This window comes from Ralstonia sp. RL (genome assembly GCF_001683835.1).
Taxonomy (GTDB): domain Bacteria; phylum Pseudomonadota; class Gammaproteobacteria; order Burkholderiales; family Burkholderiaceae; genus Ralstonia; species Ralstonia mannitolilytica.
In genome coordinates this window covers 246350-261280 of the sequence record NZ_LWRX01000001.1, presented here as the reverse complement: position 1 = coordinate 261280, position 14931 = coordinate 246350, and the positions used below count along the sequence as shown (strand labels likewise).

Below are 14931 nucleotides of genomic sequence, written 5' to 3'. Positions count from 1 at the left end.
CAGATCAATGTCGCCTGCGGCGTCTGCGCAGGCGGCACGAGCCGGCCGCGCGGGGTGCCATGCACCTACGACTGCGTGCGCAAGGCCAGCGACGGACGAGGCAGCGCCGCCGTCCACGCACGATGGATGACGCCGCTGATCTGCTTGTAGACCTCCTTCGAGATCACTGTTTCGGCCAGCATCGTGTCGATCTTGCTCTGACCGATGTGGAGCGCAAACAGCAGGAGCAGGCGCTTCTCCAGCGCGGCGCTGTAGTCGCCGAAATTGCCGCGCAGTTCGGCCAGGCCTTCTTCAGCGGCTTCGATGCGCGCGATCAGCACGCCGTCGAGCAGGTCCGCCATGCGCTCGCCCAGCACCGGCTGCAATGACGTGCGGTTGTAGGCGCGCAGGCGTTCGAGCACCGTCTGGCGGCACACCAGCAGCTCGAAGCGATCGGCCAGCGCGTTCGCCAGCGGCCGGTCGATATGCAGCACGCGGTGCACCCACCATGCCAGGCGATAGCCGAAGTGCTTGGCGAGGATGCGCCGCGAGGCGCGCTTGTAACCGAGCCGCCCTTCCGCACGCGCGGCGTCGATCATGTCGGCGGTATTGCGCATCATCGCGTCGAGGTTGCGGATCGAGATGAGGCCGTTGCCGTATTCGGGAATCAGTTCGCGCTCGCGCGTGGCCAGGGCCACGAGCCCGATGGTGAGGCGCTCCCGTTCGGACAGCGCCTCTTCCAGATTCAGCTCTGCGGCGCCAGCAGCCACCTCGCGGCGGTATGCCTGCACCGCCTGCTCCGTGGCGCCGGCCGTGAAGTGGAAGTGCCCGCCGATGCGGCGCATGGTCGATTCCACCTCTTCGGTCGAAACGTTCAGCGCCTGGCCCTGCAGCACCTGCTCCTGCGGCGAAAGCTGGTCGAGCCCGAGCTGGCGCATCACCCAGCGCAGCGTCGCGCCGTTGAAGAGCACGCTCACCAGCACGAACCCGGTCGCGAGGATGCTGACGAAATGGCGGTCGGCAGCGTGCACGGCCGTGTTCTCGGCCACGCCCAGCGCCAGCACCAGCGTCACGGCACCGCGCAGGCCGCCCCACGCAATCGCCAGCTTGTAGGCATGGCTGACCGGTGCGGAAAGCCTGAGCCACGCGAGTGCGGGCAGCAGCCCAAACAGCACGGCCAGGCGCGCCGCCAGCGCAGCGGCGACGATCACCGCGAGCCAGAGCGCGTCTCTCCACTCCACGCCGTGCAGCAGCTCCGGCACGCGCACCGCGGCCAGCAGGAAGACCACGGCGCCCGCCAGCGCGGCAATCTGCTCCCAGATCAATTGCAGGTGCGACCAGTTGCGCGGCGTCAGGCGCGTGCGCCCCAGCGCCCCGATCACCAACCCCGCGCACACCACCGACACCACGCCCGACACACCAAGCACGTCTTCGGCCACCAGGTACAGCGGGTAAGGCAGCGCCAGCGTCCATGCGGCTTCGGCCTGGGCGATCCCGCGCAGGGCCGGCAGCAGGAACGCGGCGATGCGCCCGGCAATCAATCCGAACATCACGCCGCCGCCGAATGCCCGGGCCAGTTCGCGCAAGCCGGCCCCGATACTGGCCTCGCCGCCGTGCCCGGTCAGCATGGCAAGCAGCACGCCCATGATGGCAATGGCCGCCGCGTCGTTGAGCAGCGCCTCGCCTTCCACCAGGCGAATCAACCGTGCCGGTGCGCCAACATCGCGGAAGACGGCGATCACCGCGGACGGGTCGGTCGTCGCGATCATGGCCCCGAGCAGCAGGCACGTGACAATGCCAAACGGCGTCACGGCCGCGGCCGCCAGACCGATCACGCCCGTGGCGAGCACCACGGCCACGACCGCCAGCATGAGGATCGGCGCGGCGTCGGGCGCCATGCGGCGTACGTCCACCGACAGCGCCGCCTGAAACAGCAATGGCGGCAGAAAGAGCCAAAGATAGGCCTCGGCCGGCCAGCTGGGGTTGATGAGCGGTGTAAAGAACGTGGTCGCGAAAGTGGGCGCGGTGTTCTGCAAGCCCACATACGCCCCGCCGATGCCGATGCCGGCCAGCGCCAGCAGCGTCGACTCCGGCAAGGTCAGGCGCGAGGCGAGCATCTGCACGAGCGCCACCACGGCGAGCAGCCCGCCCGCCACCAGCAACAGGATCACCACGCCGTTCACGAAGCCGCCTCCCGCGCGGCGCCCCAGTCGGCGCGCTCCGTATCGGTCAGGTCCGGCACCGCGGTCGCACCGGTCTGCGCCGCGGCCACGGCGGCCTCCAGCACCGCCATGACCGCCACCGCCTGTACGGGCGGCACGGGGTTCGGCCGCGCCCCCGCCATGGCATCGCGCACCGCGGCATAGAAGGCACGCTGATCGCCACTGGGCGTCGGCATATCGCTCTGTGCGGACGTGGCGCCCTCGATCAGCACACCAGCGTCGTCATCCACGCCCCAGCCGGGCGCGCCGGGCGCCACGCCGGCAAGGAGTTGCGCCTCTTGTTGATCCATGCGGCGCTTGATGAAGGAGCCGCGCGTGCCGTGCACCGTCCAGCGCGGCGATCCGCCCGCTACGAGCATGCTGGCGTGCAGGATGGCGCGGCGTTCTGCGGCATGCAGGACGACATGCGCCCAATCCGGCGTCTCGGCGCCAGCGCGCTGCTGCGCGAACGATGCGCTCACGGCGTCGGGCAGGCCCAGCAGCAGCAATGCCTGATCGACGAGGTGTGGCCCCAGGTCGAACCAGATGCCCGTGCCCTGCCCGGCCTGCTCGCGCCACCGCGCACGCACCTGCGGGCGGTAGCGGTCGAAATGCGCCTCGATGTGCATGGGCTGTCCGATGGCCCCGCCTGCGATGGCAGCCTGCACGGCAAGGAAGTCGCTGTCCCAGCGGCGGTTCTGAAAGACGGACAGCAACCGGCCCGTGTCAGTGGCAACGCGGGCGAGATGCCGCGCCTCACTCAGCGTCACGGTGAACGGCTTGTCGACGACCACGTGCTTGCCCGCCCGGAGCGCGGCTTCGGCCAAAGGGGCGTGCCGGTCATTGGGTGTGGCGATCACCACGAGATCCACCTCGGGATGCGTTACGGCAGCCTCGGGCGCGCACACCACGGCGTCCGGCCGATCGGCCAGCACCGCGTCCGGACGATTGGAGCCGACCACGTGCAGCTGGAGCCCCGGGGTGGCGTCGATGTAGGCGGCGTGAAACAGCTTGCCGGCATAGCCGTAGCCCACGAGGGCCACGCGCAGCGGTGCTTCGTGTGGAGGATGGGACATGTCAGGAAAAAGGCGGAACGCGAGCGAATGAGACGTCCCGAACGCAATTTGGTGCCGGCAACCTGCGCACCTTTGGGTACGGAATTGCCCCGCTTGGCCTCAGCAAACGTTGCCCATCGTCAAAAACGACTTCTAAGTCTCTTGTAAATAAGAATTACTCTCATTATTATTTGCGGCTTCACATTTTGAAGACGCGCCACAGCATTCCGGGGGGTGGGATCGCGTCGCCAGTGCGCCTGTCGGCGCGACTTTCACTTTACGGGAACTGTAATGCCGCCGAAATTTCGTCGAGAGGGTCTTCGCCTGTCTCTGGCCGTCCTTGGAACGCTGCCGCTGGCCCACGTGGCAACCGCTGCAGACGCCGTGGTTGCGGCAGCCGACGCCGGCACGCTGCCCACCTCGACCGTCAAGGGCACGCGCAGCACGGCCAGCTACGACACGCCGATCGCCAATACGGCCACGAAGATCCCCGTGCCGCTGCGCGAGATTCCGCAAACCGTGAACGTGGTGCCGCACGCGGTGATCCAGGACCAGGGCGTGACGTCGCTCAACGAGGCGCTGCGCAACGTGCCGGGGGTGTCGGCCTCGCTTGGGGATGCCCAGCGCGACCAGGTGACCATCCGCGGGTTCTCGTCGATCAACGACCAGTACGTCGACGGCCTGCGCGACGACTCCCTCTACTTCCGCGACCTCTCCAACATCGACCGCATTGAAGTGCTGAAGGGCCCGGCTGCGGTGCTGTACGGGCGCGGCTCGTCAGGCGGCATCATCAACCGTGTCACGAAGAAGCCGCTCGCTACGCCGCTGGCCGAAGTGGGCGTACTGGTGGGCACCGAGCGTCAGAAACGCGCCGAGCTGGACCTGAACACCTCCATCAATGACGACGCCATCCGCGCACGCATCACCGGCGCGGTGGAAGACTCGGGCGGTTTCCGCAACGACTACTTCCTGCGTCGCCAGGCGATCTCGCCGTCGTTCCTGTTCAACCTGTCGCCGGATACCAAGCTGACGGTGCAGTTCGACTACCTGCACGACAAGCGCATCGCAGACCAGGGCGTGCCCGCCTATCACGGCCGCCCCGCCAACGTGCCCATCGAGACGCGATACGGCTCGGCCGATGCAGGTGCCGGCAATGTCGAATCGACGGTCAAGAGCGTGACCGGCACGCTGGACCACCGCTTCAACGACAAGTGGTCGTTCCACAGCGTGGTGCGCAATTACGAGTACTCGCTCGGCCGCAACAACTACACGACCGTGCGCAGCGTCAACGACGGCCCGATCCCGACCGTGACGCTCAGCGTCAACCAGCGCAACCGCAGCGATCGCGGCACGGTCTGGCAGAACGAACTGACGCAGAAGGCGGAGACCTGGGGCATCCAGCACACGCTGCTGTACGGCATCGAGCTCGGCTACCAGGACAAGAGCGACCGCGTGGCCGCGGCCCCGGGCAATTTCACGGTCAACCTGTTCAACCCCGTGCTGCCGGTGCTGCCCACGGTGCCCGCCAACGCCACGCCCACCAACTACGGCCTCTCGCACAACGAAACGTATGCCGCGTATGTGCAGGATCTGATCAAGTTCTCGCCGCAATGGACGGTGCTCGCCGGCCTTCGCTACGAGATCCTCAAGCAAAGCCGCGACGACCTCACGCCGAAGAACCAGGATCTGGCACGGACCGACAAGCCGGTCAGCCCGCGCCTGGGCGTGGTGTACCACCCGGTCGAGCCACTCTCGCTGTACGCGTCGTACAGTCGCTCGTTCCAGCCGCTGGCTGACAGCTTCACGTTCTTCCCGAACAGCGGTGCGCTGGCTCCGCAGCGGACCACCAACTACGAGATCGGCGCCAAGTACGACCTGTCGGCCGGCGCGAGTGTGACGGCGTCGCTGTTCGATATGAAGCAGACCAACCTGACGGCAGCAGCCCCGGATAACTCTGGCCTCGGCGTGCCTATCGGTACACAGCGTACGCGCGGGCTGGAGTTGTCGTTCACGGGTGAAATCGTCAAAACCTGGTCCCTGATCGCCAGCTATGCCTATCTGAACGGCCGCCTGGACAACCCATACGACCGGAGCGCCGGAACGGCCGTCACGGGCAATCAACCCTCGCTCACACCGCGGCATAGCGGTTCGCTGTGGCTCAAGCATGATCTGCCGAACGGCTTCTACGTGGCAGGCGGCGTGCGTGCCGAAGGCGCGCGTTATGCGTCGCAGTACAACCTGACGACGCTGCCCGGCTACATGACGGTCGATCTCGGCGCAGGCTACCGCAGCAGGCACGTCGACGTCACGCTGAACCTGCAAAACCTGTTCAATCGCGCGTACTACGTGTCGGCCCACGGCGGCGCCGAGCACTACAACATGCCGGGCGCGCCTCGCATGGCGCTGCTCGGCGTGCGGTACAAGATGTAAGCGTCCAACAGGCGAATGGCGATGCTGCGACGGGTGCTCTTCCGCCTGCACTGGCTGATCGGGTTGTCAGCCAGCGTGGTGCTGGCCATCGTCGGCGCCACCGGCGCGCTGATGGCGTACGAAGACGAACTCCTGCGCGCCCTCAATCCCGGCGTGCTCACCCTGCCCGCGCGCAGCGGCTCCGCCCCGACGCTGCCGCAGGTGGCCGCACAGGCGCGCGCAGCCATGCCGCAGCGCCCCGTCACGTTCATCACCGCCGCATCCGACCCCACCGAGCCGTGGCGCGTCTGGTATGCCTGGCCGCCCGGCAAGCGCGGCGGCAGCAGCCGCGGGGAACTGCGCTACATCGATGCCGGCACCGGCACGTTGCTTCCCGAGGCGCGCGGCCAGCGCTTCTTTGCCACCGTCAAGCTGCTGCACCGCACGCTGCTGGCGGACGAAGTGGGCAAGCAGATTGTCGGGGCGAGCACCATCGCGCTGGTCGTGATGGCGTTGTCCGGCCTCTATCTGCGGTGGCCGAAACGCGTCGCGAACTGGCGAAGCTGGCTCATGATCCGGTGGAGCCGCGCGGGGCGCATCCGCTGGTGGGATGTGCACACCGTCGTCGGCACGCTGGTGTTGCCGCTGTATCTGCTGGCCGCGTTCAGTGGGCTGTATTGGACGTATGACTGGTACCGCGACGCGTTGCAGCACCTGGCCGGCATGCCCGTCACGGTCAAGGCGAAACCGATGGAAGGCCCGCGACAGCCGCTCGAAACTGCGGCAATTGAGCGCACGTGGAACGCTTTCCTTGCCAACGCATCGAACTATGGAACCGCCACCCTGCGTATCGACGATGCCCGCAGCGGCAAGGTCGATATCAACTGGCTGCCCGCCGATGCTCCGCATGACCGGGCCTTCAACCGCTTGACGCTAGACGCCGGCACCGGCGCCGTCATCCGCAACGAATCCTTCGCCGACAAGCCGCCGATGCAACGCCTGCTGGCGGGCATGTTGCCGCTCCATAATGGACGCTACTTCGGGCCGATCGGCATCGTGCTAGTGTGCATCGGAGCATTGATGCTGCCGGTGTTTGCGGCAACGGGGTGGTGGCTCTATCTGGATCGGCGCCGACGCGCCCAACCGCAGCGCAGACAGGCATCTGCAGCGACACGTCCTTGCTGACAACGTAGGGGCGTAGACGCGATGCCAAGCGCCTCAACACAACAAGGACAAGACCATGGTGATCGAGAAATCCCGCAACCTTTGCCTGCGCCCGCTGGAGCGCAATGACCTGCGCTTCGTACACGAGCTCAACAACGACGCAAAGATCATGCGTTACTGGTTCGAAGAGCCGTACGAAACATTCACCGAACTCTCGCAACTGTACGACCGCCACGTGCACGACCAGCGCGAGCGCCGCTTCATCTGCGAAAACGATGCCGGCGAGGCGGTCGGGCTGGTCGAGCTGATGGAACTGAACTACATCCACCGCCGCGGCGAATTCCAGATCATCATCGCGCCGGGCTGGCAGGGCCGCGGTTATGCCTCCACGGCAACGCGCCTGGCCATCGACTACGCCTTCATGGTGCTGAACCTGCACAAGCTGTATCTCGTGGTGGACGTGAAGAACGAAAAGGCGATCCACATCTACGAGAAATGCGGCTTTCACCGCGAGGGCGAACTCGTCGAAGAGTTCTTCAGCAACGGCGTGTATCACAACGCGCTGCGCATGTGCGCATTCCAGCGCGACTACGTGGCCTCGCAGGCTGCGCGCAACTGACGCCCGCCCACACCACGGCGGCCTGGCCGAGGGGCTAGGCCGTCGTCAGCCAGGCTGGCAGCTCGCGCTGCCCAGCCTCGGTCACTGCAAGCGCGCGCGAATGCTTCTGGCGCGCGAGCCAACCCAGCGCAATGCAGCGCTCGGCCACAGCGGCTCCGAGTGCACCGGCCAGATGCGGCCGGCGCTCGCTCCAGTCCATGCAACCGTAAGCAAGGCGACGGCGCCCCGCGCGCAGTGCAGCCACGTCGATGCCGATGGCGGCAAATGCGTGCGCTCCAGCCGGCGTGACGTCGTATTCGGCATGGGTGTCGTCTTGCTGCACGATCCAGCCGCGCGCGAGCAGCCGCGCAGACACGTCCGTACCCAGTTCTCCCGCCAGATGGTCGTAGCACAGCCGTGCGGCACGCAGGTTCTCGGGGACGGTCGAGCGGCGTGGGTCGGCCGGCTTTTCCGGCGCCACGACCAGCAGCGATTCGATCAGCTCTGCCACGGCAGGCGAGCGCAGCCCGAAGTACTTGTAGCGCCCGCTCGCGAGGGACGTGATGAGCGCGTCCGCCTCCAGCCGCCTCAGGTGCGCACTGGCCGTCGCGGGTTCCACGCCGGCTCCGTAGGCGAGTTCCTTGGCGGTCAGCGAGCGGCCCTCCATCAACAACAGCAGCATGCGGATGCGGGTCGGGTCACCGATGGTGGCCGCTAGCCGGCCGATATCGGGTTGCGTGGCCGCCAATGCGGCGGTGGACGATGCGGTCATGGTTCGATGCAGACCAAACTGTTGGCGCGTGACAGGCACGCGGCCGGTTCAGACAATGGGAGCCATCTTACTCCCGCCCCTGCTGTCCGACTGCACGCTGCCTCGCCATGGACATTGCCATCGCCCCACCCATCGACGCGCTGCAAGCCGTCACGCATGCCGATCCCGCGCCCTATTACGCGCAGCTTGCCGCCACGCGTGCGTTCTTCTTCGATGCCGCGCTGGGCTGGTGGGTCGCCGCCAGCGCCAAGGCGGTGGACACCGTGCTCGGCAGCGATGCCTGCCGCGTACGGCCCGCCGATGAACCCGTGCCAAACGCGGTGGCTGCCTCGCCCGCAGGCGCATTCTTCGGCCGGCTCGTGCGCCAGATCGACGGCCCCGAGCACGGCATGCGCAAGGCCATCGTGATGGCCGTGCTCGGCAAGCTGGACACCTCGGCACTGGCAGCGCGCGCGCGCCGCCAGGCCTATGCCGCGCTGCCTGATACGGCGCAGCTCGATGCCGCCCTGGCTGGGGACGCGCACTTTCGCGTGCCGCTCGCCACGATGGCGCAGACTCTGCTCGGCGATGCTGCCGATGCGCCGGCATGCCACGCCGACATCGCTGCCTATCTCGCAGCACTGGGCCCTGCCCCAGATGCCGCTTCTGTCGCCCAGGCCGACGCGGCCGTCCGGCGCCTGCATGGCCGCTTCGAAGGCTCGCCGCTCGTTGCCGGCAATGATGATGCCGAGGTCGACAACCTCGCTGCCCTGCTTGCGCAGACCTATGACGCCTGCGCGGGGCTGCTCGGCAACTGCATCGTCGCGCTGTCGCGCCATGCGGCCTTGCGCACACGGCTGCGCGCCCAGCCCGGTGCCGTTGAACCGTTCGTGCGGGAAGTGCTGCGTCATGACGCACCGGTGCAGAACACGCGCCGCTTTGTCCAGCGCGACGTCCAGTTGCTGGGCCAGCACGTGCAGGCCGGCCAACGGATTCTCGTGCTGCTGGCCGCCGCCAACGTGGACGCCGCCGTGAACCCGGCGCCGCTGCGTTTCGATATCGACCGCCCCGCACCGCGCCTGTGGACGTTCGGCGCCGGCGTACACCGCTGCCCCGCCGAAACGCTGGCCACCATCATCGCGCGCGAAACGGTGCGGCACCTGCTCGGCCTGCCGGGCATCGATCGGTGGCTTGGCAATCCCGGCGAGGTGACCTATCGCGCCTCGCCCAACGCCCGCATCCCGGTGTTCAGCGCCTGAGATGCGGATCACTCCTCCAACAAAGGACTCGCCATGATCGCCGTCATCTTTGAAGTCGTACCTGCGCCGGGCCAGCGTGATGCTTACCTGAACCTTGCCGCGCATCTGAAGCCGCTGCTGGAGCAGGTGGACGGCTTCATCTCGGTGGAGCGCTTCCAGAGCATTGCGAACCCCGACAAGATGCTGTCGCTGTCGTTCTTTCGCGATGAAGAGGCCATCCGTGCGTGGCGCAACCTCGAGCAACACCGTCAGGCCCAGCACGCCGGCCGCGAGCGCGCCTTTGCCGACTACCGCCTGCGCATCGCCCACGTGGTGCGCGACTATGGCATGACCGAACGCGACGAGGCGCCCGCAGACAGCCGCGCGGCGCACACCTGAGCAGGCTCCCGCGGGCGATGTGACGCCATTTGCCCTTGCCGGGCATCGACTTTGCTATGTCGTTCAGAGACAGCATGCCGCTGCGCGCCCTGCTGCCGTATCGCAGGGGCCGCTCGCCTGCATGCGCAACGATTGCAAAGGAATTGTCATGTCTACCCCTTTTCACGAGGCTGAGCGTGAACCGCAAGTCGCTCCACCACGGACCGTGCAGAGCCCGGTGCGGTATGCCGTGGTCGGCGCCGGCTGGATTTCGCAGGCGGCTTTCCTGCCTGGCGTGGCGCAAAGCGGCAACTCCGTCGTCACCGCGCTGGTCACGGGCGACTCGGCCAAGGCCACCGCGCTGGCCAAGCGCTACGGCATCAAGCACGTGCACGGCTATGCCGACTACGAGCAACTGCTCAGCGCCGGCGAGGTGGACGCCATCTACCTCGCCCTGCCCAACGACATGCACCGGCAATACGCGCTGCCCGCCTTGCAGCGCGGCATCCACGTCCTGCTCGAGAAGCCCATGGCCACGAGCGAGGCCGATTGCGAAGCGATGATCGACGCGGCCCGCAGCGGCAATGCCAAGCTGATGATCGCGTATCGCCTGCACTTCGAGCCCGCCACGCTGGCCGCCATCGAGCTGGTGCGCTCGGGCAAGCTGGGGCGCATCCGCGCATTCTCGGCCATGTTCAGCCAGTCCGTCGCGCCGTCCAACCATCGCGCGAGCCACGGCTACTGGGCCGGGCCGGTGTCGGACATGGGCGTCTACCCCATCAACGCGGTACGCAACCTTTTTGGCGAGGAGCCGGTTGAAGTCTCGGCCTGCGGTGTGCGCGACCCCGACCTTCCCTTCAACTTCGACGACACCGTCAGCGTGACGCTGCGCTTTGCCGACCACCGCATCGCGCAGTTCGTGGTCTGCTACAGCGGCGCGAACATCGATCAGTACCGGATTCTCGGCACCAAGGGCGATCTGGAGGTCTCACCAGGCTTCACGTTTGGCGTGGGCTTGCGGCACCACCTGACGCTCGACGGCAGCACGCAGGAACAGGTGTTCGAATCGACCGACCAGTTTGGCGGCGAGCTGCAGTACTTCTCCGATTGCATTCTGAACAACCGCGAGCCCGAACCCAACGGCGAGGAAGGCCTGGCAGACGTGCGCGTGCTCGCCGCCATCGAGCGTGCGCTGGAATCGGGCCAGCCGCAAAACCTGGGGCCTTTCCAGCGCCAGCGCCGCATGGAGGCGTCGCAGGTGCGCAAGCTGCCGCCCGTTCCGGCACCGGAACTCGTGGATGCGGCCGAGCCGAGCAAAGGATAAGGAAAAGAAAACGCCCGCAACGAACAGCGGGCGTGGGGGTTACAGCTTGATGCGCTGCATGGCGTCGCGCATGCGCAGGCGCGTGGAAACGTCGGAGTTGTTGCTGCCGGAGCCGTCGGTTTCCATGGCGTTGTCGCAGCGCAGTTCCGTGGCCTCGCCGCTGTCGGTCAGCGCGCAGACGCGGTGGGTCCAGCGGTCCCACACGAACACATCGCTGCCGGCCTCGCCCGAGAGCAGCGGCTCGAAACGGTACATCCACAAGTAGCCGATACCCAGCAGGGTAAAGACCAAGATCGCCATCCAGGACGCTTTGATTCGGCGTCGCATTGTCATTTCTCCTCGCGGAGCCGCTGCGCCGGACGCGTCAGACTGTGCGTCGCCAAGCCAAAAGCGCTGTGCTCCGAGTGGCGAATCGTAACATGGGCCCTTGCCGCGCCCGCCCACGCCCGGCGCGGTGATGCGGCAGCGCGACACCATCAGGCGCATCAGTTGAAGACGTCTTGCCGATACCGTCCGGCCTGCATCTGCGCCGCGAGCCAATCGGATGCCGTTGCAAGATCGCTGCCATGGCGCGCCTGATGCATGCGGATGAGCGTGTCGCGCACGGCCGGCGCCATGGCCCGCCCGTCGCCGCAGACGTACAGCGTGGCCCCGGCATCGAATGCCGCCCACACGGCGTCACGCGCATCCCACAGTGCATGCTGTACGAAGCGATGCGGATGACCGGGCACGCACGAATATGCGGGAAAGACGCGCACCACGCCTGCGTCCTGCCAAGCACGCAGCGTGTCGCGGTACAGGAAGTCGTGCTCGGGATGGCGGCAGCCGAAGCACAGCAGCGACGTCGCCACAGCGTGCCCTGCGGCCTGCCGGGCGGCGCGCTCTTCGAGAAAGCCGCGAAACGGCGCGATGCCCGTGCCGGCGCCGATCAGCACCATCGGCGTGCTCGCATCCGCCTCGGGGGCGAACGGCGGGTTGGGCGTGCGCACGGCGGCGGCGATCTCCGCACCGGGCCGCAGCTGCATCAGATAGTTGGAGGCCGTGCCGCGATACATGCCCGCACCGGACCACGCCGGGCCCGACACCATGCCGACCGTCAATGACACCACCTGCGGCGACACACGCGCCGACGAAGCGATCGAATAGAACCGTGGCCGCATTGCGCCAAGCCGGGCCAGGAACGCCTCCAGCGACAGCTCGATCGCCGGAAAGCGGATCAGCAAATCGAGCACGCTCACGTGCGCGGCCTGCACGTCCTGATCGAAGCGCCGCGCCGCCTCATCGCCCTCGAGCCACACGGCAAGCTGCCCGCGCGTGACCGGACAGCGCGTGGCCGCGTGCAGCGCTGCGATATCGCGCACCGTGGCGGTGTCCTGCAGCTCGACGAAGTCGCGCAGCAGCTGGCGCACCGACACGGGCTGCTCCAGCGGCAGATGCCGGACATGCGCATGGCGCGCGGTGAGCGTGACCAGTGCATCGGCCTCCAGGCCGAGTCGCGCGATGGCGGCGTCGACGCGGTCATCGGCATTGCGCGGGTAGATGGCGAGGTGATCGCCCGTGGCATAGGTCTGGCCGTCCGGCAGACGCACGGTGATGTGCCGCGTGGGCCCGCGAGGCGCTTCCTGCGTGAAATCCCACAAGCCCGTCGGGTCGCTGACCAGTTCATCGTTGCCGAGCACTGTCACGGGTCGTGCCGTGGGCGGCAGCGTGGCCGCGCGAACGGCGTCCGGTGCGACATACCGGACGCTGACGGACGCACCCTCTGCGTGCGCCTGTCGGGCACCGAGTGCGCTCCATAGGCCGCGTATCCACGCATCGACCGCGGCATCGAAACCGGCGTTGCCGTCGGCCTCGCCGCGCGGCACGATGGCTTGCGCGCCGGATGCCGCCAGCATGGCTTCCACCCGCTTCGGAAACGCCTGGAACGCAGGCCATTGCGAGTTGCCGCAGCCCAGCACGGCGTAGCGCAATGCGCTGGCCTGCGGCACGCGCGCGCCGCTCGCGTCGAGCCTGGCTTCGAGGGTGCGGGCGCTGTCCGGCGCCCGGCCGTTATACGTCGCGGCCACGACGATGAGCGTGCCGTGCTGCGGCAGCGCATCGGCAATCGTGTCCAGCGGCGCGACCTTGGCATCAAAGCCCGCGCGCGACGCCGTGGCGGCAAGCTGCTCGGCAATGTCCTGGCATGTACCGAGGCTGCCGCCGTACAGCACATGCATCGGTTCACCGCCGCCGGCCAGCGCGGCCTCGGCATCGGGCTGCTTGGCAGCATCGACGCGCGCGGGCATCGCCACCGACAGCCGCTCGTGCGCATTGCGCCGCCGCGCACGCAGGCGGAAGCCGTCTGGCTTGAGGGTCAACGTCTCCTTGATCCGGAAGCCGTAATCGTAGGGGTCGGACAACGCGAAGCGCTGCAGGATCACCGCGAGCGCCAGCTTTGCTTCGGTCAGCGCAAACTGGCGGCCGATGCAGGCGCGCTCGCCGTTGCCGAACGGCTTGTATGCGTGCGGGTGCAGGCGGGCCTCGTTCTCAGGCAAGAAGCGGTCGATGTCGAACACTTCAGGACGCGCCCATACCGCAGGGTCGCGATGCAGCCCCAGCAGCAGCGTCACCACGCGTTGGTCCTTGCGGATGACGTAGCGGCCGCCGATGCGCGTGTCTTCATACGGCGCCACGGCAAAACTCGGGGCGGTGGGCCACAGGCGCAGCGTTTCCTTGAGCACGCGCTCGAGCACGTCGAGCCGCGCCAGATGCGCATACTGCGGCACCGTGTCGCCAGGCAGCACGCGGTCGACTTCGGCATACGCCTGCGCCAGCACGGCCGGATTGCGCAGCAGCATGTACAGCGCGAAGGTGAGCAGGCCGCTGGTCGTTTCGTGCCCCGCGATCAGGAACGTGATGACCTGGAAGCGGATGTTCGTGTCGTCCAGCGGCTCGTCGGTCACCGGGTCGCGGGCGTTGAGCATCAGACCCAGCAGGTCGCTCGCGGCGGCGGCACCGTCCGGCGCATGGCGACGCGCGCGGATGACCTCGTCCACCAGCGCGTGCATGGCAGCCACGTCCTGCGCAAAGCGGCGATGATGCTCGCGCATGAACCGGTCTTTGAGCGGCAGGCGCGTGAGCTTGCCCATGGCTTCGGACAGCACGCCCACCATCGCCGCCAGGAACGGATGCAGCTCCGGCGTATTGAACGAGTCGAAGCGGTATCCGAAGCCCGCCAGCGAGATGGTGTCGAGCGTGAGCCGCGTCATGTCGTCGGCCACGGCGATGTCCGCCCCGGGGCCCTGGCGCGCCCATTTATCAGCCAGTGCGTTGGCCACCTCGAGCATCACGTCAAAGTAGCCCTTCATCGCGCGCTGGCTGAATGCCGGCAGCAGGATGCGGTGCGCCTTGCCCCAGTTGGGCTCGTCGTGGTGTGCGGTGAAGAGCCCGTCGCCAGCCCCGGCACGCAGGAACGACAGCGGCGGGCCGATCAGCTTGCGAAAGCGCGTTTCGTCACTGAGCTCGGCCACCAGGTCGGCGGCGTAGACGAAGGGCACGCGGCGGCCGGCAAAGTCGAGCTGGTAGAGCCCTTGCGGAAAGTGCCGGCTGGTTTCCAGCAGCGTCTGGGCAAGGCGGTCCTTGGGCAGTTGCAGCAGATTGCCCAGCCAGGGCAGCCCCTTGGGCTGCGGGATGGGCTCGGCCTTGGGGTCAACCATGGCCGACACGTTGGCGGGCAACTCGGAGGCAGAGCGCATGCGTGGTCGACGGCGGGAATGGGGTTAGGAGCCCTAGCCAATGTACGCGCCGCTTGCGAGCGACGGCAAACACTGTCGCCGTGTTTGGAAATCGCCCCCT

General features: G+C 67.6%; 11 protein-coding genes. 6 read left to right on the top strand and 5 right to left on the bottom strand.

Annotated elements, in window-relative coordinates:
- Window positions 1-65 precede the first annotated feature (65 nt).
- Both A6M56_RS01130 and A6M56_RS01125 read right to left on the bottom strand, forming a co-directional pair.
- Window positions 66-2162: a cation:proton antiporter gene (locus A6M56_RS01130; protein WP_102079403.1), complete on the bottom strand. Its 2097-nt coding sequence runs from the start codon at window positions 2160-2162 to the stop codon at window positions 66-68.
- Window positions 2159-3256 (bottom strand): oxidoreductase, encoded by a 1098-nt coding sequence (locus A6M56_RS01125; protein WP_102079404.1) that lies wholly within the window; start codon window positions 3254-3256, stop codon window positions 2159-2161. The genes A6M56_RS01130 and A6M56_RS01125 overlap by 4 nt, the downstream gene beginning before the upstream one ends.
- 270 nt (window positions 3257-3526) lie before the next feature.
- Between A6M56_RS01125 and A6M56_RS01120 the strand changes: the two genes are divergently transcribed.
- From A6M56_RS01120 to speG, 3 genes are read left to right on the top strand one after another with little or no spacing between them, the layout of a single operon-like run.
- Entirely contained in the window at window positions 3527-5665 is a 2139-nt protein-coding gene (locus A6M56_RS01120) for a TonB-dependent receptor (RefSeq protein WP_102079405.1), read from the top strand.
- 21 nt (window positions 5666-5686) lie between these two features.
- The gene (locus A6M56_RS01115) at window positions 5687-6829 is read left to right on the top strand and encodes a PepSY-associated TM helix domain-containing protein (protein WP_102079406.1); all 1143 of its coding nucleotides are present in this window, start codon (window positions 5687-5689) and stop codon (window positions 6827-6829) included.
- Window positions 6830-6884: 55 nt separating this feature from the next.
- Window positions 6885-7427, top strand: a complete 543-nt coding sequence (speG, locus tag A6M56_RS01110) for a spermidine N1-acetyltransferase (protein WP_045220057.1) — start codon at window positions 6885-6887, stop codon at window positions 7425-7427.
- 34 nt (window positions 7428-7461) lie between these two features.
- Here speG and A6M56_RS01105 read toward each other — a convergent pair whose 3' ends face one another.
- On the bottom strand, window positions 7462-8178 hold the full coding sequence (locus A6M56_RS01105) for an ArsR/SmtB family transcription factor (RefSeq protein WP_045220055.1): 717 nt from the start codon (window positions 8176-8178) through the stop codon (window positions 7462-7464).
- Window positions 8179-8285: 107 nt separating this feature from the next.
- On the opposite strand from A6M56_RS01105, the gene A6M56_RS01100 reads away from it, so the two are divergent.
- The 3 genes from A6M56_RS01100 to A6M56_RS01090 all read left to right on the top strand — a co-directional run bounded on the left by A6M56_RS01100 (window position 8286) and on the right by A6M56_RS01090 (window position 11097).
- Entirely contained in the window at window positions 8286-9416 is a 1131-nt protein-coding gene (locus tag A6M56_RS01100) for a cytochrome P450 (RefSeq protein WP_102079407.1), read from the top strand.
- A gap of 33 nt (window positions 9417-9449) precedes the next feature.
- Window positions 9450-9794, top strand: a complete 345-nt coding sequence (locus A6M56_RS01095; protein WP_102079408.1) for an antibiotic biosynthesis monooxygenase family protein — start codon at window positions 9450-9452, stop codon at window positions 9792-9794.
- A 148-nt stretch (window positions 9795-9942) separates the two neighbouring features.
- Window positions 9943-11097, top strand: a complete 1155-nt coding sequence (locus A6M56_RS01090; protein ID WP_102079409.1) for a Gfo/Idh/MocA family protein — start codon at window positions 9943-9945, stop codon at window positions 11095-11097.
- 39 nt (window positions 11098-11136) lie between these two features.
- Here A6M56_RS01090 and A6M56_RS01085 read toward each other — a convergent pair whose 3' ends face one another.
- Together A6M56_RS01085 and A6M56_RS01080 are read right to left on the bottom strand one after the other, a co-directional pair.
- Window positions 11137-11424 (bottom strand): hypothetical protein, encoded by a 288-nt coding sequence (locus A6M56_RS01085; protein WP_045220043.1) that lies wholly within the window; start codon window positions 11422-11424, stop codon window positions 11137-11139.
- A gap of 158 nt (window positions 11425-11582) precedes the next feature.
- A complete protein-coding gene (locus tag A6M56_RS01080) occupies window positions 11583-14831 on the bottom strand; it encodes a bifunctional cytochrome P450/NADPH--P450 reductase (protein WP_102079410.1) in 3249 nt (1082 codons plus the stop codon).
- Window positions 14832-14931 lie beyond the last annotated feature (100 nt).

Excerpts from the sequence above, each read along its gene's own strand:
- A6M56_RS01125 (WP_102079404.1), bottom strand. The coding sequence starts at position 3,256 with ATGTCCCATCCTCCACACGAAGCACCGCTGCGCGTGGCCCTCGTGGGC.
- A6M56_RS01120 (WP_102079405.1), top strand. The coding sequence starts at position 3,527 with ATGCCGCCGAAATTTCGTCGAGAGGGTCTTCGCCTGTCTCTGGCCGTC.
- A6M56_RS01115 (WP_102079406.1), top strand. The coding sequence starts at position 5,687 with ATGCTGCGACGGGTGCTCTTCCGCCTGCACTGGCTGATCGGGTTGTCA.
- speG (WP_045220057.1), top strand. The coding sequence starts at position 6,885 with ATGGTGATCGAGAAATCCCGCAACCTTTGCCTGCGCCCGCTGGAGCGC.
- A6M56_RS01105 (WP_045220055.1), bottom strand. The coding sequence starts at position 8,178 with ATGACCGCATCGTCCACCGCCGCATTGGCGGCCACGCAACCCGATATC.
- A6M56_RS01100 (WP_102079407.1), top strand. The coding sequence starts at position 8,286 with ATGGACATTGCCATCGCCCCACCCATCGACGCGCTGCAAGCCGTCACG.
- A6M56_RS01095 (WP_102079408.1), top strand. The coding sequence starts at position 9,450 with ATGATCGCCGTCATCTTTGAAGTCGTACCTGCGCCGGGCCAGCGTGAT.
- A6M56_RS01090 (WP_102079409.1), top strand. The coding sequence starts at position 9,943 with ATGTCTACCCCTTTTCACGAGGCTGAGCGTGAACCGCAAGTCGCTCCA.
- A6M56_RS01085 (WP_045220043.1), bottom strand. The coding sequence starts at position 11,424 with ATGCGACGCCGAATCAAAGCGTCCTGGATGGCGATCTTGGTCTTTACC.
- A6M56_RS01080 (WP_102079410.1), bottom strand. The coding sequence starts at position 14,831 with ATGCGCTCTGCCTCCGAGTTGCCCGCCAACGTGTCGGCCATGGTTGAC.